At 56.4% G+C, this 21634-nt stretch carries 20 protein-coding genes and 1 tRNA gene; 12 read left to right on the top strand and 9 right to left on the bottom strand.

The annotated features are described in order from the left end of the window. Positions 1-27: 27 nt before the first annotated feature. The gene (locus tag AC2FFB_RS07405) at positions 28-978 is read right to left on the bottom strand and encodes a GlxA family transcriptional regulator (RefSeq protein ID WP_142635891.1); all 951 of its coding nucleotides are present in this window, start codon (positions 976-978) and stop codon (positions 28-30) included. A 154-nt stretch (positions 979-1132) separates the two neighbouring features. Here AC2FFB_RS07405 and AC2FFB_RS07400 point away from each other — a divergent pair, with 154 nt between their 5' ends. The 4 genes from AC2FFB_RS07400 to AC2FFB_RS07385 are packed head-to-tail and all read left to right on the top strand — an operon-like array spanning position 1133 to position 5605. After that, on the top strand, positions 1133-1843 hold the full coding sequence (locus tag AC2FFB_RS07400; RefSeq protein WP_142635889.1) for a GntR family transcriptional regulator: 711 nt from the start codon (positions 1133-1135) through the stop codon (positions 1841-1843). A 7-nt stretch (positions 1844-1850) separates the two neighbouring features. After that, positions 1851-2768 (top strand): dihydrodipicolinate synthase family protein, encoded by a 918-nt coding sequence (locus tag AC2FFB_RS07395; protein WP_142635887.1) that lies wholly within the window; start codon positions 1851-1853, stop codon positions 2766-2768. 3 nt (positions 2769-2771) lie between these two features. Next, positions 2772-4268, top strand: coding sequence for an aldehyde dehydrogenase (locus AC2FFB_RS07390; RefSeq protein ID WP_282021559.1), 1497 nt, complete (start codon positions 2772-2774; stop codon positions 4266-4268). Continuing rightward, a complete protein-coding gene (locus tag AC2FFB_RS07385) occupies positions 4265-5605 on the top strand; it encodes an NAD(P)/FAD-dependent oxidoreductase (RefSeq protein ID WP_496693665.1) in 1341 nt (446 codons plus the stop codon). The genes AC2FFB_RS07390 and AC2FFB_RS07385 overlap by 4 nt, the downstream gene beginning before the upstream one ends. Here the strand turns inward: AC2FFB_RS07385 and AC2FFB_RS07380 are convergent, their stop codons facing one another. The 4 genes from AC2FFB_RS07380 to AC2FFB_RS07365 form a co-directional block, all read right to left on the bottom strand. Next, the gene (locus AC2FFB_RS07380; RefSeq protein WP_496693664.1) at positions 5606-6340 is read right to left on the bottom strand and encodes an SDR family NAD(P)-dependent oxidoreductase; all 735 of its coding nucleotides are present in this window, start codon (positions 6338-6340) and stop codon (positions 5606-5608) included. Continuing rightward, on the bottom strand, positions 6337-7068 hold the full coding sequence (locus tag AC2FFB_RS07375) for an SDR family NAD(P)-dependent oxidoreductase (protein ID WP_142635880.1): 732 nt from the start codon (positions 7066-7068) through the stop codon (positions 6337-6339). Before AC2FFB_RS07375 ends, AC2FFB_RS07380 begins: the two co-directional genes overlap by 4 nt. Before the next feature lie 67 nt (positions 7069-7135). Then, positions 7136-8677: a trimethylamine methyltransferase family protein gene (locus AC2FFB_RS07370; RefSeq protein WP_142635980.1), complete on the bottom strand. Its 1542-nt coding sequence runs from the start codon at positions 8675-8677 to the stop codon at positions 7136-7138. Positions 8678-8796: 119 nt separating this feature from the next. Then, positions 8797-8943 (bottom strand): hypothetical protein, encoded by a 147-nt coding sequence (locus AC2FFB_RS07365; RefSeq protein ID WP_496688712.1) that lies wholly within the window; start codon positions 8941-8943, stop codon positions 8797-8799. 149 nt (positions 8944-9092) lie between these two features. On the opposite strand from AC2FFB_RS07365, the gene AC2FFB_RS07360 reads away from it, so the two are divergent. From AC2FFB_RS07360 to AC2FFB_RS07325, 8 genes are all read left to right on the top strand, one after another. After that, on the top strand, positions 9093-9998 hold the full coding sequence (locus tag AC2FFB_RS07360) for a LysR substrate-binding domain-containing protein (RefSeq protein ID WP_496874723.1): 906 nt from the start codon (positions 9093-9095) through the stop codon (positions 9996-9998). 91 nt (positions 9999-10089) lie between these two features. Further along, positions 10090-11244 (top strand): aromatic ring-hydroxylating oxygenase subunit alpha, encoded by a 1155-nt coding sequence (locus tag AC2FFB_RS07355; RefSeq protein WP_142635876.1) that lies wholly within the window; start codon positions 10090-10092, stop codon positions 11242-11244. Positions 11245-11291: 47 nt separating this feature from the next. After that, complete coding sequence (locus AC2FFB_RS07350) at positions 11292-11516, top strand: hypothetical protein (RefSeq protein ID WP_142635874.1); 225 nt, start codon at positions 11292-11294, stop codon at positions 11514-11516. A gap of 125 nt (positions 11517-11641) precedes the next feature. Next, positions 11642-14062 (top strand): GcvT family protein, encoded by a 2421-nt coding sequence (locus AC2FFB_RS07345; protein ID WP_496874722.1) that lies wholly within the window; start codon positions 11642-11644, stop codon positions 14060-14062. Positions 14063-14164: 102 nt separating this feature from the next. Beyond that, positions 14165-15139 (top strand): alpha/beta fold hydrolase, encoded by a 975-nt coding sequence (locus tag AC2FFB_RS07340; protein WP_496693663.1) that lies wholly within the window; start codon positions 14165-14167, stop codon positions 15137-15139. A gap of 82 nt (positions 15140-15221) precedes the next feature. Further along, positions 15222-15298 (top strand) — tRNA-Met (locus AC2FFB_RS07335). A 341-nt stretch (positions 15299-15639) separates the two neighbouring features. Next, positions 15640-16566: an MBL fold metallo-hydrolase gene (locus AC2FFB_RS07330; RefSeq protein ID WP_496874721.1), complete on the top strand. Its 927-nt coding sequence runs from the start codon at positions 15640-15642 to the stop codon at positions 16564-16566. Continuing rightward, complete coding sequence (locus tag AC2FFB_RS07325; RefSeq protein ID WP_281995313.1) at positions 16563-17507, top strand: MBL fold metallo-hydrolase; 945 nt, start codon at positions 16563-16565, stop codon at positions 17505-17507. Before AC2FFB_RS07330 ends, AC2FFB_RS07325 begins: the two co-directional genes overlap by 4 nt. 1 nt (position 17508) lies before the next feature. Here AC2FFB_RS07325 and AC2FFB_RS07320 read toward each other — a convergent pair whose 3' ends face one another. The 4 genes from AC2FFB_RS07320 to AC2FFB_RS07305 form a co-directional block, all read right to left on the bottom strand. Further along, positions 17509-18567: a YeeE/YedE family protein gene (locus tag AC2FFB_RS07320; protein ID WP_496874720.1), complete on the bottom strand. Its 1059-nt coding sequence runs from the start codon at positions 18565-18567 to the stop codon at positions 17509-17511. A 52-nt stretch (positions 18568-18619) separates the two neighbouring features. Continuing rightward, on the bottom strand, positions 18620-19843 hold the full coding sequence (gene hemA, locus AC2FFB_RS07315) for a 5-aminolevulinate synthase (protein ID WP_496688781.1): 1224 nt from the start codon (positions 19841-19843) through the stop codon (positions 18620-18622). 1 nt (position 19844) lies between these two features. Further along, complete coding sequence (locus AC2FFB_RS07310; protein ID WP_496688783.1) at positions 19845-20279, bottom strand: DUF302 domain-containing protein; 435 nt, start codon at positions 20277-20279, stop codon at positions 19845-19847. Positions 20280-20359: 80 nt separating this feature from the next. Further along, positions 20360-21622: an FCSD flavin-binding domain-containing protein gene (locus AC2FFB_RS07305; RefSeq protein WP_496688785.1), complete on the bottom strand. Its 1263-nt coding sequence runs from the start codon at positions 21620-21622 to the stop codon at positions 20360-20362. Positions 21623-21634 lie beyond the last annotated feature (12 nt).

Genomic DNA, 21634 nt, shown 5'->3' with positions numbered 1-21634 from the left:
CAGAGCAGCTCCCCCCGCCGCCTTCCGTCAGTCGATTTTGCTTTTTTGCGAATGCGGTGTGACACCAAAACTGGATCGATAAACCCGCGAGAAATGACCGGGATTTTCAAAGCCACAAGCCAAGGCGACCTCGGTGACGGATGCTTCGGTCTGAAGCAAAAGCTTTTGCGCGCGTTCCAGGCGCAATTCCATAAAGTATTTTTTGGGCGAAGTGTTGAGATACTTACCAAATAACCGCTCTAACTGGCGCGTGGATATGCCAAGATCATCCGCGATCTTTGACGGAGAAACCGGTGCTTCAAGGCATTCGCGCATGGTATGGATAGCCCGAGCCAGATGTGCGTTACGCATCCCGTTGCGCGATTGCAATGATACCCTTTGTTTGGCCGTTGCGTTGCGGGCAGCATTATACACCATCTGATCTGCAACCGCGATCGCCAGCTCCTCACCGTGGTCGCGTCCGATCAGATGCAACATAAGATCGGCAGTTGCCGTCCCACCCGATGCCGTGATGTGTTTCGCGTCTGCCACGAAGACACTGCGCACAAGGTTCACCTCTGGGAACGCTTCCATAAACGCATCGTGATATTCCCAATGGATCGCAGCCTGAGAGCCATCCAGAAATCCGGCCTCTGCTAGAAGCCAAGCACCAGAACACAATGCCCCGATCGGCGTGCCCCGCGCACGTTCGCGTCGCAACGTCGCCAGAAGGTCGCGTGAGACATGGTTGCGCATGTGGATGCCCGACAAGACAAACAGCTGATCAGTCTTTGGAATATCGCCCAACCCGCCATGCACAAGTGTCACCACCTTATTGGAACACACTGCACGCTCTGCGTCCTCCGATATCAGCGTCCAATCATATAGCGTTTTCTCACTGACCAGATTGGCGATCCGCAGTGGTTCGACGGCACATGAAAAGGCGAGATGCGAGAACTCCTCGATCAGAACAATGGTGATGTGCCGCATCTGAGGCATAGGGTTTTCCACTTTGTTCGGCCGGATTGGCTGAGTCTTTGTCGTTGGATTATGCTGCACGAAATTTCCATGTATACAATATGTATTTTATTCGGATACAAAAAGGAGGCAATCGAACCCAATCGATTCTTGCTGACTGGGCTGGAGGATCCGGATGAAGGACGTCGCAAAAACCCGCAAAACGCAGCTGGCCGAGCACTTGAAGGTCTCGATCCTGACTTTGCGCCTGCAACCTGGCACCGATCTGGACGAGGTGCATCTGTCCGATGCGTTTGGCCTGTCGAGAACGCCTTTACGCGAAGTGTTCCGACAACTCGCCGGAGAAGGATATCTGGACCTGCGAACAAACCGCAGCGCGCGCGTGTCCGAAATGTCGTATACCACCTTGCGCGATTTCTTTCTGGCCGCTCCGATGATCTATGGTGCAATCCTGCGACTGGCAGCGGCGAATGCAAAGCCTGTGCAGATTGAAGCCCTGAAAACCGCACAGCAGGCATTCAAGGCCGCGCTGCGGGATGGGGCAGCCGAAGAGCGCGCCCTGGCCAATAACCGCTTTCACGAAGTGACCGGCGAAATGTCGGGCAATGTCTATCTATTGCCCTCTTTCAACCGTTTGCTGATTGACCATGCCCGTATCGGCATGACCTTCTACCGGCCACAGTCGGGCAGGATGGTCGAAAACCTGTCCGAGGCAAGCCAGCAACACGACGCCATCATCGACGCCATAGAGACACGCGATGAAACGGCTGCTGCGCAGCTGGCCGAAGATCACTGGAACCTGTCACGCGATCAGATCGAACTGTTCGTGATGCCCGATGCGCTGGATGTCCCAATGGGCCTCCCACCGCTTTCGAAACCTGCATGAGGACGGAATGAATCCAATTTTCCGATTTGAGGGGGTCTATACCCCGGTGGTCACGCCCTATCAGGCCGATGACAGCGTCAACTGGGACGCGCTGGCGCAGGTGATCGAGCTTCTGATCAAGAATGGCGTGCATGGTCTGATCTCGGGCGGGTCGACCGGTGAGAATTATGCGCAGACCGTGGAGGAACGGCTGGAATTGGCGCGGTTCACCCATGTGCGTCTGAAAGGCCGTTTGCCTCTGGTTGTTGGCACGGGCGCGATGTTGACGTCGGACTCGGTTGCGCTGGCGTCGGGTGCAAAGGAAATCGGGGCAGATGCGATCCTGTTGGCCAGCCCGCCCTATTCGGTGCCCACCGACCGCGAAAATGCGCTGAATGCGCTGGCCATCGACAAGGCCGCCGACCTGCCGGTAATGCTGTACAATTATCCTCACCGCACAGGCACGATGATGGGCGAGGAATTCCTGGACCGCGTCGGACGCAGCAGGAATTTCTGCGGCATCAAGGAAAGTTCGGGCGATATCAACCGGGTTCATCTTCTGGCGCGGGACTATCCGCATATCCAACTGGGATGCGGTATGGACGATCAGGCGCTGGAGTTCTTTGCCTGGGGCGCGCCGTTCTGGGTCTGTGGCGGCTCGAACTTTCTGCCTGCCGAGCATGTGGCGCTATACCAGGCCTGTGTAATCGAGGGCAATTATGCCAAGGGCCGCCGGATCATGTCGGCGCTGATGCCCTTGATGCGGGTATTGGAACAGGGTGGAAAATTCATCCAGACCATCAAGCATGGTGTCACAATGAATGGGATTGACGCGGGCACCGTTCGACCGCCGCTGAAATCTTTGAACAAAGATGACAAACGCGCGCTAGAGCAAGTGACGCGCGTGCTGAAACAGAAAATCGCTGACATCATGGCAGAGGGGTAAGGTATGACATTGCTGACGCAGGACGAATACGACTCCATCGCCGCGGGTCTGACCTTGCCAACCGGCGCCTTTATTGATGGCGCGTACCGCCCGGCGATTTCAGGGCAGTCCTTCACAACGGTTAACCCGGCGACCAACAAGAAATTGGCCAACATTGCCGCCTGTGGTGTAGCGGACGTGGATTTTGCCGTCGAGAAGGCGCGCGAAGCGTTCGAAGATGGCCGCTGGTCGAGGCTGCACCCATCCGAGCGCAAAAATGTGCTGATCCGGTTGACCAAACTAATCACACGCAATGCACGTGAACTGGCGGTGATGGAAAGTATCGACAGTGGCAAGACCATCTTTGACTGCGAGACCGTCGACCTGCCCGAGACCATTCATTGCCTGAAATGGCACGCTGAGGCGATCGACAAGATCTATGATCAGGTCTCGCCCGCCAGTGACGACCACATCGCTTTGGTCGTGCGCGAGCCGATTGGCGTTGTCGGGTTAGTCCTGCCCTGGAATTTCCCATTGCTGATGCTGGCATGGAAAATCGGGCCCGCTCTGGCTGCGGGCTGCTCGGTGGTGGTGAAACCGGCCGAGGAAACTTCACTGACGGCATTGCGGCTGGCCGAACTGGCGATGGAGGCCGGTCTGCCACGCGGCGTCCTGAACATCGTCCCCGGCGCAGGTGCCGAGGTGGGCGAACCTATTGGACGGCACATGGATATAGATATGGTGTCCTTCACCGGCTCAACCGTGACTGGCAAACGGTTCCTGAGCTATTCGGCGGAAAGCAACGCCAAAGAGGTGGTGCTTGAAATGGGCGGCAAGAATCCGGCCATTGTGATGGAAGATGCAGAAAATCTGGACCGCGTGGCGGCACATATCGTCAACGGTGCGTTCTGGAATATGGGTGAGAACTGCTCGGCCACGTCCCGCCTGATTGTCCACAAGGACATAAAGGCCGAGTTGCTCGACCGCATCGCCCATCATGTAAAGCAATGGAATATCGGCGAGCCTCTGAACCCGGAAACACGATTGGGCGCAATGGTCAGCGAAGCTCATTTCGATAAGGTCTGCGGATATCTGGATCAGGCCGAAAACGTAGTGATCGGAGGCAAAGCGGACAATGGCTTTGTCGAGGCCACCGTAGTCGAACTCCCTGGCAATGACGCCATCCTGGCACGTGACGAGATCTTTGGTCCCATTCTTTCGGTGATCACGGTTTCCAGCTTTGATGAGGCCATCAAGATCGCCAACGATACCGAGTATGGTTTGTGTGCGTCGATCTTCACAGCCAATGCGAAACGCGCCATTCGCGGGGCGCGGATGATCCGGGCGGGAACGGTGACTGTAAACAGTTTTGGAGAGGGCGATATCACCACGCCCTTTGGCGGTTATAAACAGTCTGGCTTTGGTGGGCGCGACAACTCGATCCATGCGCATGACCAGTATACCCAGCTAAAAACCATCTGGGTCGACCTGTCCGACGATGCGGATGAGGCCGTGGATTGAGCAGCTATGCCGCCCGAACCCTGCCAGTCCATCGCGGACCTGCGGCCTGGAGCGTCATATTAGGCGATCCACCCCCAGCCCAAGAACTGGATGGTGATCTGACGGCGGATGTCGTGATTGTTGGTGCCGGTTTCGCAGGCCTGTCAGCGGCACAGCGTTTGAGGCAGCTGCAAAGCGACGCAAAGATCATCGTGCTTGAGGCTGGCCGCGTGGCCGAAGGGGCTGCTGGGCGCAATACGGGTTTTATGATCGATCTGCCACATGACCTGGCCTCGGACAATTATTCCGGGCCGGGGGATGATCGCACCATGATCACACTAAACCGACTTGCAATTGATTTTGCCCGATCGGCGGTCGAGCAATATCAGATCGACCCGAATTTCTTTGATCCGGCTGGCAAGGTTAACGGAGCGGTGAGCGCGGCGGGACATGCACATAATATCAGCTATGCGCATCATCTCAGCACTTTGGGTGAGACCAGTGAAATGCTCGACCAACAGCAGATGCACGCCCTGACAGGGTCGCGCCACTATCGGTCGGGGCTATACACGCCCGGCACGGTTATGTTGCAACCAGCAGGCTATATTCGTGGTCTGGCTGCGGGACTGATCAAGGATGGCATTGCATTGTACGAGAGCTCTGGCGTGACCGGGTTTGAGAAGCAAGGCGGTGCGTGGCTGGTAAAAACCGCGCGCGGTACCGTCAGCACTGGTACAGTCATCCTCACGGTGAACGGGCATCTGGAAAGCTTTGGGATCGAGCGTGACCGCCTGATGCAGCTGTTCCTGTTTGCGGCAATGACCCCGGAGCTGGACGCCGAAGTACTGTCGCGGCTGGGGGGGCAACCCCGCTGGAGTGTCACACCATCTGATCCGTTGGGTACAACGATGCGGCGCATTGATACGGCACAGGGCGGCAATCGGATCATAACTCGTACCTGCGCGGCCTTGCGCCCGGGCATGACCTCGACTGCTGGTGATCTGGCGCGCGCCTCGCGGGTGATGCAGCGCAAATTCGACCAGCGATTTCCGCAGTTGGCCGGGCTGGACATGCAATATCGCTGGGCCGGTCATCTCTGCCTCAGCCTGAACGGCGTCGCCGTCGCACGAGAGGTCGAACAGGGCGTAATTTCTGGCTGTGTCCAGAACGGGCTGGGCACGGCGCGCGGCACCCTGACCGGTATCGCGGCGGCAGAACGCGCCTGCGGCCACAGCTCGAATATCACCCGGTATTTCGACGCCCAAGGTCAACCCAAACGCCTGCCCCCAAAGCCATTCCGCGAGATCGGTGCCAATGCGGTGCTGCGCTGGAAAGAATGGCGCGCGCGGGACGAGTGATCAGGGCAGGCTCAGCTTGGCCATGCGGCCTCCGTCTACTGTGTAGACCTGCCCGGTGATAAAGCTGGCATCACCCGACGCCAGGAAGGCGACGAGCGCCGCAACCTCTTGTGGGCTTCCGGTTCGGGCAATGGGGTGTATGCGCTTGATATCCTCGTGAAATGTCTCCGGGTCCGGCATTGAGGCGATGAAATCCACGTTCAACTCGGTGTCGATCCAGCCAGGGGCCACGGCGTTGCAACGAATGCCCTCTGCCCCATGATCCACGGCCACCGCTCGTGTCAGACCATGCAACCCGGCTTTGGATGCGCAATAGGCGGCATGGCCGGGATTGCTGCCCAGCCCCTCAATCGAGCCGATATTGACAATCGCCCCGCCGGCCCGTCGTAAATGGGGCAGCGCCGCCTTGATCAGCAGGAACGGGGCCGTGAGGTTGACTGTCAACGTGCGCTGCCAGTCCGCAAGGCTCATCTGCTCGACGCCGGCTTCCTGCATCATGCCTGCATTATTGACCAGAATGTCCAATCGCCCGGCCTGATCAACGACCTGATTGACCACCGTTTGCGGGCTGAGGGGATCTCTGAAATCGGCCTCGAACCCTTCGAATTCCGGATCGCTCCCACGTTGCGCGGTAAAGACCCGTGCACCTTCGTGTTGCAAACGTTCCGCGATGGCGCGTCCGATACCGCTGCGCCCGCCCGTGACCAGCGCGGTTTTGCCGGTAAATCGCGTCATGAAACCGGTTTTCCTCCGTTCACTTCCAGCAATGCCCCGCACACATAGCGCGCGGCGTCCGAGGCAAGAAACATCACCACATCAGCAATATCCTCGGGCTCGGCGATACGCCCCAAGGGCACCGTCCGGCCCAGCTCGGCCACGGCAGTATCCGGATCAAAGCCGCGTTTTTCAAACCCCGACCGCAGCATCGGCGTGTTTACTTCATTCGGGCATACGGCGTTAATGCGGATGCCCTGATGCGCGTGGTCCATACCCATGCATTGTGTCAACGACGCAATGGCTGCCTTGGTCATGCAATAGACCGCGTGGTTCGGCCCAGGGCGCAGGCCCCAGCATGACGCGGTGTTCACGATGGCGCCACCACCACGCGCCGCCATGATCGGGATTGCGGCGCGACAGATGCGAAAGGGCGCCTCGACATTCACGCCCAGCGACAATGCCCAGTCGGTATCCGAGGTCTCGGTCACCGCTCCGCGGGTGATGACCCCCGCATTGTTGACAACGATATTCAGCCCGCCCAGCGCATCCGCCGCATGTTGCGGCAATGCATCTGCATAAGCGCTCTCGCGCAAATCGCCGGGCAAATGGGCGTCGGCCTCGATACCCTCAACCGAAACGTCCGCAACCGCAACTCGTGCCCCTGCCTGCCGCATCCGCTGTGCAATAGCAGATCCGATGCCGCCCGCAGCCCCTGTGATGAGCGCTGTTTTGCCCGTCAGCTCCATTTTCCCTCCGAGTGCTAAATGGAAACCCACCCGACAATGCAGTCGGGATAGGTCCAAGGCGAAATCTTTAATAGGTTTGGTTCAGCTCGTCAGCGGCGGGAATTTCCCGTTCTCGCCGGGCAATATAGTCCAGCAGGGCCTCGTTTTTGGCCACGTCCAGTGTCGGTTCCTGGTATTCGGCCAGCAGCTTGCGCGCGTGCTTCAACGCGCGCTCAGTGATCTCAACCCCGCCTTCTGCCACCCATTGCTCAATCGAGTTATTGTCGAACATCTCGGGCATGAAAAACGCCGTTTGAAAATTGTCCTGCGTGTGCGGATGACCCAAATAGTGCCCGCCTGGACCGACCTCTGGAATGGCGGCAAGAGCTTGGTCGAAATCATCCCATTGCGGGCCTTCTGCCATGCGATAAGCCATCGCACATTGTTCAGCATCGACAATGAACTTGGCGGTGGAACAATGCATCCCAGCCTCATTCCAGCCAGCCGAATGCCAAATATAGTTCGCACCGGAATGAAGAACCGCCTGCAGCGTCGTGGCGGATTCGTAGCCGGCCTGCGCATCAAATGTCTTGGCCCCACCCAGCGTATTCGAAGTGCGCCATGGAACGTCGTAGAACCGGGCCATCTGCCCGATCATAAAGTTCATCAGGCTGATCTCGGGCGTGCCGGCCATCGGGGCACCTGATTTCATCGACACCGTCGACAGGTAGTGCCCGTAAATCGCCGGAGCACCTTTGCGAATGACTTGGGTATAGGCCAGCGCGCTCAGTGCTTCGGCGTTCAACTGCGCCACTGTGGCGGGAACCGATGCGGGCGTATTGGCCCCGCCCAAAACAAAGGGCGAGCACAACACAGGCTGATTGCGGCGAGAAAAGGCCCGCATCGCGCCCAGCATCGTTTCGTCCCAGACCAGCGGAGAGTTTCCGTTGCAGTTGCCCGTGGTGACCGGATGATCTTCAATGAAATCTTCCCCGAACAGGATCGCACACATCTCAATGACGTCTTCGGCGTTTCTGGGCGAAGTAGTCATACCCATGAACGTCTTGTCCGAATGTTTCATCGACGAATAGGTAATCCGCAGATGTCGCTGACTGATCGGGTGGTCGTAAGGTTCAACAATGTGATGCGCCGAGGAATGCATCGCCGGCAGCATGTGGCTTAGTTTGTGGAACATTGCTAGATCATCGAGCGTCGGATTACGCCTCACGTCATCGAGATCGCGCAGAAAGGGCGCGCCGGTCATCGGCACAAAGATCGAGTGCCGTCCGCCCAGTCGCACGTTCTTGTTCGGATCGCGAGCATGATAAGTGAAGGTGCTGGGAATGGTGGCGATCAGCTCTCGGACCAGGCCCCGGTCCAGATAGACCAGTTCGCCCTCGACCTTTGCACCAGCTTTTTTCCAATCCTCCAGTGCGATTGCATCGCGAAACTGAACACCGACATTCTCGAGAATATCCATTGAGGCGCTGTCGATCCGGTCGATCTGGCTGCCATCCATCACCTCGCATAGGGGGATGCCTCGGGTCAGGCCGGGCAACATCTCGAAATTCGGAGCAGAGCGCAGCGCGCGCCGGGCCGCACGGCCACCGGTTCGGGTCATGGTACGCATATTCACAGGGCGATCCTCCAATCCTCCCCAAAAGATTGCGGTATTTGGTCAAAGCAAGCCTCACTAATTGCGATACATGTTTGCAGGAAGCGACCCGCACCCGAAACCGCCGAAATGATCTACAGACCCATGATGACGACCAGACCTGCTATCAGTTCTGCCATGCTTAGCGCGGGATCATCTCTGCCCATATCCATGATCCACTCCATGTCGGTGATGGCATAAGAACCGTCAATGAACTGGCTGACACCAAACCCGGTCGTCACAGAAACATTGCCTGATCTTTACCGCACGTATCGGAAACACGGCACTCAACATCATCGTTTTGGAAAATTTCTTCTGGCGCACAATCTTAAAAAGTCCAATATTTGAGTGAGAAGAATTAACCTGAAGACCACCAACGGCTACACCTGTCATGTCCAGACGCCACTATAATCTGCCGCCACTCACCACGCTGTCGGCCTTCGAAGCCGCTGCGCGCCATCTAAGCTTTAAGAATGCGGCTGAAGAACTGTCGGTAACGCCGGGCGCGGTCAGTCATCAGATCAAAGCGTTGGAAGGTGATCTTGGCACCGCCTTGTTCCAGCGCAAACACCGAGGGGTCGAACTGACGGAAGACGGCAAAGCGCTGTATGACGCGCTGGCTTCTTCGTTTACCCGCATCTCAAAAACACTGGCAACAATCCGCGACCGTGCCACCGTCGAAAAGGTAACCGTAGGATCAACCACTGCAGTGGCTGCTCTTTGGTTGTCGCCATCGGTAATCCGGTTCTGGCGCGAAATGCCTGAAGTAAATGTTGACCAGCTTTCACAGGATCGACCATTTCGGGGTCGGCCGGATATCGATTTCTTTATTCGCTACGGCCGGGACGGCAACGGTGACCTTTCGCACACTCCTCTGTTTCGGGATTGTCTGGTCCCCGTCGCCTGCCCAGAGGTGGCGGATCGGTTGGCCGGTGCAAGCCTTGAAGATCTCGCCGCTGAACGACTGATACATCTGGACTCTGAAGACCGCAGCTGGACCACTTGGCCCGAATGGTTTCAACAACTCGGGTACACGGGAACCATTCCGATCGATTCTCGTGTGAACAGCTATTCGGTAGCCCTCCAGCGGGCGCGTAAGGGGGCCGGGCTGGTTCTTGGATGGCAACGCTTGATCCAACCCATGCTGCAATCGGGAAAGCTGGTGGCAATCGGGCCCCACCTCCAGATCGCTCCAAACCAGTTTTATCTGGTTGGCCGCTTGGATGAAGACTTGTCCGAAAGTGCCCGGGCGCTGAAAGATTGGATCATTCAAGAGGTTCAGGACGGTTCGGTTTAGGTGAAATCACCCTGTGATGAGGTTTTCTGATATTGAGTGGATGCCAGCGTATCCGCCAATAGAGACCAAACAACACCTGCAGGAGAGCCCGATGAACAAGCATACTGCGTTGTCTTCCGTTCTGGTCGATGTGAATGTCGCAAACGGCCTGCCAAACGAACACTATATCGACCCGGCACTTTTCGCCGAAGAGCGTAGATCGGTTTTGTACGCCAACTGGTCCGGGATCGGCTTTGGCAAAGACGTGCCCGAGGAAGGCGATGCCATGCCGGTCGATTTCCTAGGCATGCCTTTACTAATCGTGCGGGATCGGGATGGTGAGGTTGGCGTATTTCAAAATACCTGCCGTCACCGCGGGATGATCCTTGTCGATACCCCTCGCAAGATAAGTGGCGCGATCCGTTGCCCCTATCACAGCTGGTGCTACAGCCTGAAGGGAGAGCTGCGTGCGACGCCACATGTTGGCGGCGCCGGTCACAACACCCATGAGGACGTGGATCGCAAATCTCTGGGCCTGATCCGTATTCGCTCTTATGTCTGGCGGGACGTGGTCTTTGTGAATGTGGACGGCAATGCACCCGAATTCGAAGAGGCGCACGCCGCCCTATTGGAACGCTGGAAAGAGTTTGATCAACCAGTACATCACGGCGGTGAGGCCTCTTCGTTCAAGTTGGAGGTCAAGACCAACTGGAAGCTGGCGGTTGAGAACTATTGCGAAAGCTATCACCTGCCCTGGGTGCATCCCGGCCTGAACAGCTATTCGCGACTTGAGGATCACTATAACATCGAAGTGCGCGGGCACTATTCCGGTCAAGGCACGCTTGTCTATCGACAACTCACTGACCATGACGGCACCACATTCGCCGATTTCGACGGGCTCAGCGATCGATGGAATGAGGGTGCAGAGTATGTGGCCGTGTATCCGAATGTTCTTTTGGGTGTGCAGCGTGACCATGCCTTTGCCATTGTCCTGGAACCGGTTGATCACGAAAATACCGTTGAGCATATCGAGCTTTATTATGCCAAAAGCATCGAAGACACACCTGAACATGATGGCCTGAGGGCGGCAAACGCCCAGCAATGGAAAACTGTGTTTGAAGAGGATGTGTTCGTTGTTGAAGGGATGCAAAAGGGTCGGCACGGAATGTTGTTCGACGGCGGTCGATTCTCTCCGGTGATGGATGGTCCGACCCATAATTTCCATCACTGGGTTGCGACACAGATTGAAAGCGGTCGCGCCGACTGAACCAGCTGTCTGGCCACGCACGACTGGCCAGACGCGACGGAGACCCGATGGACAGAACAGAACTGGATCGCTTGCTACTTGAGGCGCATGATCATGATGATCCTGCCGCGTTGGTCCGCTATTACACTATTGCAGCAGATGAATGCGAAGCGGTGCAAGATATCGACGCGGCCTGTTTTTACCTGACCCACGCCTTTATATTCGCCCTGGAAGCCGGGGCCTCTGAAACAGATGAATTGAACCACAGACTGGTCGAGTATGGACGTGCATAGTGGTGGGCATCGGAGACTAACCTTGGTTTATATCTGTTCAATCCCACGTGAAATTTAAACCCGTTGTCTTGGGTTCAGTACTGGTAACACATGACGACAAGACCAAAATTTTGGATGACAGACTCATGAAGACAGATGCACAGGCAGTGGTAATCGGCGGTGGTGTGATTGGGTGCTCGATCCTGTATCACCTGACCAAATCGGGGTGGTCAGACGTGGTGCTGTTGGAACGGGATGAACTGACATCCGGCTCGACCTGGCACGCGGCGGCGAACATCCACGGACTGCATGACAGCACCAATATCAGCCGCATCCAACACTATACGATGACGCTGTACAAAGAGCTTGAGGCTGAAACCGGCCAAAGCTGCGGCGTGTTCCAGCCCGGCTCGTTATATCTGGCCCAAACCGAAGAGCGCGAGCACCAGCTGAGGCTGCAGGCCGCCAAGGCCAAGCTGTACGGGATGAATTTCTATGAGATCAGCATCGAAGAGGCGCAGCGTCTGAACCCGCTGGTCAATTACGATGGCATCCGATGTGTCATGTACGAACCTGATGGCGGTAATGTTGATCCCTCGGGGGTCACCAACGCCTACGCTGTCGGCGCGCGCCAGCGTGGGGCCGAAATCCACCGCTTTACGCCGGTCACTGCGACAGATCAGCAAGAAGACGGCACCTGGATCGTACGCACCCCTAAGGGGGACATCCAAACGCCGTGGGTTGTGAATGCCGCCGGTCTTTGGGGCCGCGAAGTTGCCATGTTGGCCGGGATCGAGCTACCCCTGCAACCGACCGAGCATCAGTATTTCGTCACCGAAACCATGGCTGACGTCGCGGCGCATGATACCCGCCTGCCCTCGGTCAGTGACCGCGATGGCGAGTACTATTTGCGGCAGGAAGGTCAGGGCCTTTTGGTGGGGGCTTATGAAAAGGATATGAAATTCTGGGCCGAGGACGGCACACCCCTGGATTTTGCCCATGATCTGTTTCCCGACGATCTGGAGCGGATCGAAGAGAATATGATGAACGCCATCGAACGCGTACCTGCCGTGGGCGACGCCGGGATCAAACGGGTCATCAACGGACCGATGATCTGGTCACCGGATGCCAACGTTCTGATGGGACCAGTGCCCGAGGTCAACGGCTATTTCTGCTGCAACGGCATCATTCCGGGATTCTCGCAATCGGGTGGCATGGGCCTGATGGCGGCGCAGTGGATCATCGAAGGCGAAACCCAATACGACATGTTCGCCTGGGACGTGGCGCGGTTCGACACATGGGCTACGAAAGATTTCACCAAGGCCCGCGTGCAGGATCAGTACGCACACCGCTTTGCCATCCACTTCCCAAATGAAGAACGCAGCGCAGGACGCCCTGCCCGGACCCGCCCGATTTATGACAGGCAAAAGGACATGGGTGCCGTCTTTGGCCTGAATGTCGGATGGGAACACCCGCTGTGGTTCGCAGAGGCGCCCGGCGCCACGGACACCAACGGATTCACCCGCCAGAACTGGTGGGAACCGGTGGGCGCGGAATGCCGGATGCTGCGCGATCGGGCCGGGATCATCGACATCTCAAACTTTGCCAAATATGTTTGCAAAGGTCCGGGAGCCGAGGGTTGGCTTAATGCCGTATTCGCAAATTCCATGCCGAGATCGGTTGGTCGATCCTGCCTGACCCCGCTGATCTCAAAACGGGGTGGTATTGCCGGCGATTTCACCGTGACCCGCGTGGCCGACGACGAATTCTGGATCATCGGCTCGGGCATGGCCGAGCGCTATCACAAACGGTTCTTCAAACAAGTTCCTCTGCCCGACGGCACCCGTTTCGAAAGCCGCACCGAAGAGACTTGCGGCTTTAACGTGGCTGGACCGAAATCGCGGGAAATCCTGCAACGGCTTACGAATACCTCGCTCAGCCCCGAGGATTTCCCCTTCATGCGCTCGCAACAGATCGAAATCGCCGGAATTGCGGTCCTGGCGCTGCGTGTCTCCTTCACCGGCGATCTGGGCTGGGAGGTGCATTGCGCCGCGAAAGATCAGCTCCGCCTGTATGAGGCGCTGATCGAGACCGGAAAAGAGTTCGGCGCAGGCCCAGTTGGCAGCCGCGCACTGATGTCGCTGAGGATCGAAAAGGGCTATGGGTCTTGGGGGCGCGAATACAGCCCCGAATACTGGCCACACGAGGTCGGTTTGGACCGGTTGTGCAAATTCGACAAATCGTTCCTGAACAAAGATGCCGCCAATACTGCCATGACCTCTCCAGCCAGAGAGCAGCTTGTCCTGCTGCATCTGGACGAAGCCGACACCGCAGCTTCGAACGCTGACGCGACCGGAGGCGAACCCATTTTCATGGACGGGCGCGGAATTGGTCGGGTGACATCGGGCGCTTATGGCTATTCCGTGGGTATGTCGCTGGCCTTGGGCTATGTTTCGGGTGCCGAGGCAGGCGATAGGGTCGAGGTCATGGTATTAGGGCGCCTGCATAGGGCAACGATCCTGAAAGAACCGCCCTTTGATCCAACTGGGACGATCTTGCGCGGCTAACCCAGTCCGCATTAGATCCTTTAAGCGAGCTGTGGACATTGCCTTCGGGTTGTGGCGCTATCCGGTCAGTAATCTGATCTGCTCCATCCAGAGGATAGGCTGATGACAATCTTCCTGACTATTGCGCTGTTCATTGCGCTGTTTCTTGTTGCGATGAATCTTTGGACACGCAAGCTGACCCGTGACGGCCGGACGCGTGTCCCACAACAGGGGGTTATCATTTCCGTGCGCGGCGGCGATATCCACTATGTGGAAAAGGGCGACCCTTCCAATCAGACGGTTGTGCTCATTCATGGGCTGGCCGGGCAGTTGCAACATTTCACCTACGCCTTGATGGATAAACTGGCCGAGGATTTTCACGTCATTGCCGTGGATCGCCCCGGTTGCGGATACTCAACTCGTGAGACGGCAGAGCTTGGGCGGTTGCCCGAACAGGGCCGCATGATACATGAATTTCTAGAGGCAAAGGGGGTCAGCAACCCAATTCTGGTCGGCCATTCGCTGGGTGGCGCGGTTTCTCTGGCGATGGCGCTGGATTACCCGGACAAGATCAAGGCCCTGGCCCTGCTAGCCCCGCTTACTCAGGCGATGCCTGGCCCGCCCGCCGTGTTCAAACCGCTTGAAATCCGGACAGAATGGCTGCGCAGTCTGATCGGCAACACGATTGCCGTCCCGCTGGCCGCAAAAACCGCACCGCACACCCTTAGCGCGGCTTTTGCGCCAGAACCCGCGCCCCAAGACTTTCTGGACCGCGCCGGCGGCGCTTTGGGGATGCGTCCATCCGCGTTTATCAGCGCCTCACAGGATGTGATCGGGATTGAACAGAGCATGCCGGCGCAGGTCGCCCGTTATGGCGACCTGAAAGTGCCTGGCTCCATATTGTTTGGAGCACAGGATGCGCTCTTGTCAGCCACGCAACACGGTGAATCAATGCAGGCGTTTGGTCTGAGTTTTGAACAGATCGAAGGGCTGGGCCATATGATCCCCCTGACAGTCCCGGACATCTGCAACAACTTCATTCGCGGCGTGGTACAAAATACAGAACCCAGGGCGACGGTTGTGCCGAATTCGGATTAGTCCCAGCTAAAATATTCCCAACAAAGGCGCCATTTCCCTCTTGACCCTCCCCAACCCCTCCCTTAAATCGCCATTCACTCATGGCGGAGTAGCTCAGTTGGTTAGAGCAGCGGAATCATAATCCGCGTGTCGGGGGTTCAAGTCCCTCCTCCGCTACCAAAACCCCATAACATATCAGTTAGAAACGTGAACTCAGCGTTGCTCTCACGTACCGCAAACATAGTTTGGGTGGCATTTTGGGTAACAGCAGACGAATTTTGTGTTCAAAAAGAACTGGGAATCGTCACGAAAAAGCGGGAAACGCCACACGCCGCAACCAGTCCCATTTCGCTCCAAGAGTTGAGATGCAGGCTCTCAGGGGCACCGGTGTAATCGCTGACTTACCCGCCGGTACCGAAGAAGTTGAGTAGACTTCTTAGTGATCAAGACGAAAGCAGCTTTGCACACACAGCCTTTCTTTCTCCATTTACAAATAATAACATTCATTTTATTGATTGTGTATGGATGGAAATGCATTTTCTCGCCGCACTTTCTTGTACAGCGCCGCTTGCCTTGGGATGCTTGGTACTCAATCCAGGATCGTGAGGGCCGAGTTGCAACTCGGCTCTTCAGCTCGGATTTCAACCGTATCAGACGGGTACCTGTCATTGCCACCGGAAATGGTCTTTGGGTCCATGCCGAAAGAAGAACTCGAGCAGCTTCTGAATCGCAATCGAGTGGGCACGACCAAGTACGAGCCAGAGTGCAACGTGGCGCTCTATCGTGATGGTAAAAACACGGTATTATTCGATGTCGGAGCTGGGCCGGATTTCATGCCCACGTCTGGCAAACTTATGGAAACTGTTGAAACAATCGGCCTGTCGCCCGAAGACGTTTCGCACGTGATTTTCACCCATGCGCACCCGGATCACATCTGGGGCATTTTGGATGACTTCGACGACCTGCTTTTCCCCAACGCGACGCATCACTTTGGCCGTAAAGAGTGGGATTATTGGTGGAACCCTTCAACGGTAGATTCAATAGGAGAAGATCGCGCTGCGTTCGCTGTAGGCGCGAAGCGCCGGATGGCAGAAATTGAGGATCAGGTGGCGTTCTTTGACGACGGACAAGAGATCCTTCCAGGCATTGCCGCCCGTGCAAGCTTTGGGCACACACCCGGCCACATGGCGTTTGAAATCCGCAGCGGCAGTGAATCCGTGATGATTGTCGGCGATGCGTTGGGAAATCCACACGTAGCTTTTGAACGGCCTGATTGGCACAGTGGTACGGATCAGGATCCACAGACAGCTGCAGCAACTCGTAGTTTGCTGCTAGATGAGATTTCTCGCGAGCAAATGAAGATAATTGGCTTCCACCTGCCGAATGGTGGAATCGGCCGGGTCGAAAAAACTGGCTCTGCGTATAAGTTCATTGGAGAACCAACATGATACGAACGCTTGCGATTGCCTTGGCCTTGGCCGCACCAGCTTGGGCAAGCGAGGAAATTGCAGACCAATATCCGCAAAGCGTGCTGTATTCCAAACCGGTCGAGTATTTCCCTGGCGTCTATTCCGCCATTGGCGCAACCGCACCACCAACCTACGAAAACTCTGGTCACAACAACAATCTCAGCTTCATTGTAACCGGTGAAGGTGTAGTCGTCATAAACGGCGGTGCAGCCTATGTCCTTGCCGAAGCGCTTCACAAGGAAATTCAGGCCATCACGGATCAGCCTGTCAGACTTGTCTTCAACGAGAATGGCCAGGGGCACGCGATGCTTGGCAACGCTTACTGGTCAGAACTCGGCATTCCGATCATCGCACATTCAGAAGCAGCGGCTGAATTCGAGGAATATGGCCTGCAAATTCTGCAAGGAATGCAGCGATACAATCAGGACAAGGCAGACGGAACATTCCTGGCCGGCCCAACCGAGACATTCGATGATGAATACGTGGTTGAGATGGGTGAATTCCGGATTGAGGCAAAGTACCTCGGCCCTGCCCATAGTCCCGGCGATATCTCGATCTGGTTGCCGAACCAAAGCCTTGTCATTGCGGGAGACATGGCGTTTCACGAACGCATGCTGCCAATCTTTCAAGACACCTATACAGCGGATTGGCTTGAAACTTGGGACACCGAATTCGAAGCTTTAGATGCCACTTATGTGATACCGGGACACGGCCATCCTACGAACATGGATCAGGTGCGCCGCTATACACGCGACTACCTGATATATCTGCGCGGCAAGATTCAAGAGCATATGGATGCAGGAGGTGATCTGGCTGAGGCTTACTACGTCGATCAGTCACCTTACGCCAACCTGGACACGTTTGAAGAACTGGCCACGAAAAATGCAGGGCGCGTTTTCGAACAGATGGAATTCGAGTAGCTCAGGAATGTTGCGGAACAGGGATTAGCATCAATAATCTATGCGTGCTGATCGCCCCGACCCACATGAAAAATACGGCAACCCATGCGGTCAATGACAGGGCGGACCCTCCTGAAAGCCCGGCACCCACCGCGCAACCTCCCGCCAGCATGGCCCCAAACCCCATGAGAACAGCCCCTACGAGGTAGCGTTCCATCTGAGTTTCCGAGCCAAATCGTTCGATCCTCCACTCCCCTGCAGTCAAGGCTGAGCCTGCCGCACCAATTACTACGCCTGGGACAAGGCCGATACCGAAGGACAACACAACGTTTCGACTTGCAACCAACGCCATTAGTGTGTCCGTGGCCGGTCCGGTAAACGTGACTGAAGACACAGGCACGACTTCAAAAGATGCTTGCGCGATGGCAAATGTTATCAACCAGCCGAGCGCCACAGCCAGGCCAACTCCTGCGGCCGCTATGATCCTTATAGGCGCGACTTTCCGGTGGGACGCAAAGACAATGGCCGACACCAATCCCAACGCTGCAACGGCTGTATAAACCGTTGGCGAGAACCCAAGTATTTCTGAAAGATCACGCGGCGCGCCTCCTGGGACAGCCCAGATACCAGACAGCAACTCGCGGGCGGGACTAAGAACACCTGTGTAGGCGGCTTGAGCCACTAAGGTCAAAACCAACCCCGTAACCAGGGCGCGCAGATTACCGCAGGAGGCTAATACCAAAAGGCGAGATGCACATCCACGCGCCAGAACCATGCCTGCGCCGAACATCGCTCCACCAATTACCGCGCCGCTCAGGCTACCTGTCGACGCGATTGCACGTGTCTCGGAAAGGTCTAGCCACTCAAACGCGATAAGCACCTGCACCAAGGCTAGCGCAGTGGTGAAGGCGATCAGCCAAACGGCCAAGCGGGGACCTAACTCGCCTTCGGCGACTTCGACTGCCGACGCTCTTAAACAAAAGTGAGACTTCTGAGCCGTCACGCCAAACAAGATACCGACGAGCACTCCGGCAAATGCCAAGGCGCCAGAGTCTCCCAACAGATCGATGAGTCTCTCCATCAACAGAAACTCTCACTTCGTAGCGTGTGCATCCTTGTCTTCGGTCAAGTTGTCATTGCGCGACCATTGGCCTGCGCGCCAACTGGCATTGCGTCCACAACTCACCCAATGCAGATACCAGTCGATCCACGTCTTCAGTAGAATGCATCGGCGACGGTGTAATCCGTAGACGCTCCGTTCCCTTGGGAACGGTTGGATAGTTGATCGGCTGGATGTAAATTCCATAGTCACGCATCAGTACATCAGAGATGAAGCGACACTTAACCGGATCGCCGACCATGACCGGAATGATGTGACTTGGGTTCGGAGTATGGGGAATACTCAGTTCGTCCAGCCTGTCTCGAACTTCGCGCACTCGCTGCTGGTGCAGATATCGTTCCGCATTGCTTTGCTTCAGGTGCCGAACCGAGGCTGCCGCACCTGCGGCTACGGCCGGAGGCAATGCAGTGGTAAAGATAAACCCGCTGGCAAAGGACCGGACGAAGTCCACAAGCTCTTTCGACGCCGCGATGTATCCACCGACGACACCGAAGGCTTTGCCTAATGTCCCCTCGATAACGGTTAGGCGATCCATCAGGCCTTCACGTTCGGCGATGCCACCGCCGCGCGGTCCATAAAGCCCTACGGCGTGAACCTCATCCAAATAGGTCATCGCGCCATAGCGATCCGCCAGATCACAGATCTCGGCAACTGGCGCGATATCACCATCCATGGAATAGACGCTTTCGAACGCAATGAGCTTTGGTGCGTTGGCTGGTATGTCAGCAAGCTGCCTTTCAAGGTCTGCAATATCATTGTGCTTCCAGATCCGCTTTTGACAACGGCTGTGGCGAATTCCCTCAATCATCGAGGCATGGTTCAACTCGTCTGACAGTACGGTGATACCAGGAATGCGGGAGGCCAAAGTTCCCAAAGCCGCCCAGTTTGAAACGTAGCCGGACGTAAATAGCAATGCCGCCTCTTTGCAGTGCAAGTCGGCTAGTTCCTGTTCCAGCAAAACGTGCTCATGAGTGGTTCCAGAGATATTCCGCGTACCACCCGCCCCGGCACCACACTCATCAATCGCTTGGTGCATTGCTGCAAGAATGCAGGGGTGTTGACCCATGCCAAGATAATCATTTGAGCACCAGACAGTGACTTTTTCGGGACCGTCTTCTGCGTAATTGCGCGCGGTCGGGAATGCACCGCATTGCCTTCCGAGATCCGCAAAGACCCTATAGTTCCCTTCATCTTGAAGCTGGTCCAGTTGATCACGAAAAAACTGCTGATAGTTCATTTCAATTCCCTACGGCCTCTTCGACGATCTCGGATAACAGAGTCTGAACCTTTTGCATTGGCCCGTCAGGGTAGCCTCGATATCCCACCATCACGCCACTGTCGTCCTCGGCTACAAAAATCCCGTAGGGGCAGAATCCGATATTCATAGGGTCGGCTTCCATCACCTCGCGCGAGGTTTTTGCCGAGCAGAAAATGAAGATGTCTGCGGCCGCAAATATCTGCTTGTCACTGCCGACATCAGCGCCCGTACGATTTAACATGTCGCCTACGTGGCTTACATGGTCGATGACCAGTCCCTGTCCGACAATCGCGGACTCGACGGCGAAGGTTGCATCATCAAAACTGCCGTCAAATGGGGCGGTGATGATCTCCTCTGCAAACGCATGGCTCGCCAGAACAGTGGAAAAAGCGGCTACAGCGATAAAGTGTTTCATGATTTTAATCCTCCTCTTGAGCCGCATCTTCTCAGATTGCTCATCAAGGTCTTTGACACCAGTCAAAGCCCCTGAATACCTTAACCGAACATGTCTGAAGTGATACCAGCGTACCAACCCAGCGACTCTTCATAAGTTGCTTTTCTCAAGTCCGCATCTTCGCCGGTCTGGCTGATAAAGCCGTCCACTTTGGCAATCTTTTCGGGAGTCGCTTCGTAAGTTGCGCCAACCTTGACGCCATTATCGGTGTCGATGAGCGACCAGCAGGTGTTGGAGAACTTGGCCGGAAACACTTTGGACCCGGTCAACGCACCTCGCACGGCATTCGCACAGACTTTCGCCTGACTGTTGGCCGAGAAGCCGGATTTGGGCATGTCACCCTGTTGGCTGGCGTCACCAAGAACGTAGATATCCAGGTCGGCTTTGGAGGACATATCCGCGGCGTTCACGGGTGCCCAGTTGCCATCGGTCACCCCTGCCATTTCCGCAATGCGTCCGGCTTTCATCGCTGGGATCACGTTGCAGACATCGACCTTGGTTTCTTCGCCGTCGATAGTAACGGTCATTGCATCCGGGTTTACGGCGACATTGCCGCCGCCGAAATCTTCGCCGATCCAGTCAACCATTCCTTCGTAGTGGTTGGCCCAACCCTCTTGGAACAATGACATCTTGGAAAACTTCGGTTTCGGGTCGGCAACGATGATCTTTGCTGTCGGGTTGTTCGCCTTCAGAACATGCGCAACCATTGAAACCCGCTCATACGGTCCGGGTGGGCAACGGTACGGGTTCGGTGGCGCGACCATTGCAAATGTACCGCCTTCGGGCATTGCCATGATCTGCGCCTTGAGAAGCTCGGTCTGAGATCCAGCCTTGTACGCATGCGGCATTTTATTTTGCGCCGAGACGTCCCAGCCCTCGACCGCACCATCAACAAAGTCGATACCCGGGCTCAGGATCAGCTTGTCATATGGAACGGACCCGCCACCTGCCAAGGACACAGTCTTGGCATCGCGATCCACCCCTGTGGCCCAATCATGCACCACGTTGATGCCGTAGTTCGCGGCAAGCGTGCCATAGCTGTGGGCAATGTCCGAAAGCTCCTGAAACCCTCCCAGATACAGGTTTGAGAAGAAACAGGTGTAATAGGTCCGCGACGGCTCGATCAACGTTACGTCGATCTCACCCCTGCTGTCTTTTGCGATGTAGCGCGCAGCAGTTGCACCGCCCGCACCGCCGCCGACAATTACCACGCGTGGTTTGCCTTGCGCCAACACCATCGGTGCCGATAACCCGGCTGCTACCACCCCGGCGGCTCCAAGAAATACTCGTCTATTTAGCGTCATCGCGATTCCTCC

This window comes from Ruegeria sp. YTSA219 (assembly GCF_059609985.1).
The sequence above is the reverse complement of the archived record's forward strand: the minus strand, read 5'-3'. Positions and strand labels throughout refer to the sequence as shown.